1 protein-coding gene is annotated in these 454 nt (G+C 33.5%); it reads left to right on the forward strand.

Annotation, left to right across the window (positions count from 1 at the left end; all coding sequences use genetic code 11):
* Nucleotides 1-243: 243 nt before the first annotated feature.
* On the forward strand, nt 244-454 hold a 211-nt coding region (locus ENE75_RS26065), incomplete at its 3' end, for an NAD(P)/FAD-dependent oxidoreductase (RefSeq protein WP_199232419.1).

Here is a 454-nt window from a genome sequence, read left to right on the forward strand (position 1 = left end):
ATCAGTTTTCTCATAATTTAATAAATTAAAATAAAATATATTTGATTGAAATCATGAAATTCTTTCTAAAATTAGAAAAAACTGACTAATTTCATGACAAAAATCATTCAAAAGATGTTTTTAAAAGTGTGAAAATATTTTAAACATCATATGTAATGAATTTTAATACGATTGCTTGCTACCATTATTGTCTACACTTAAAACAGTAACGATATGAAAGTGGTAGTAATAGGAAATGGCATGGTGGGTTACAAGTTTTGCGAAAAGCTTGTAAAAAAGAACACAGCCGGTAATATCTCCATCGTGGTTTTTGGAGAAGAAGTAAGACCTGCTTACGACAGGGTTCATCTGAGTGAGTATTTCGCCGGCAAGTCGGCCGACGACCTTTCCCTCGCCCCCAAAGAATGGTATAGTGAAAATGGCATAGTGTTGCATCTTTCCGATCCTGTTGTTT

The organism is Rubrivivax albus (genome assembly GCF_004016515.1).
In the GTDB taxonomy this organism is placed as follows: Bacteria; Pseudomonadota; Gammaproteobacteria; order Burkholderiales; family Burkholderiaceae_C; genus Rubrivivax; species Rubrivivax albus.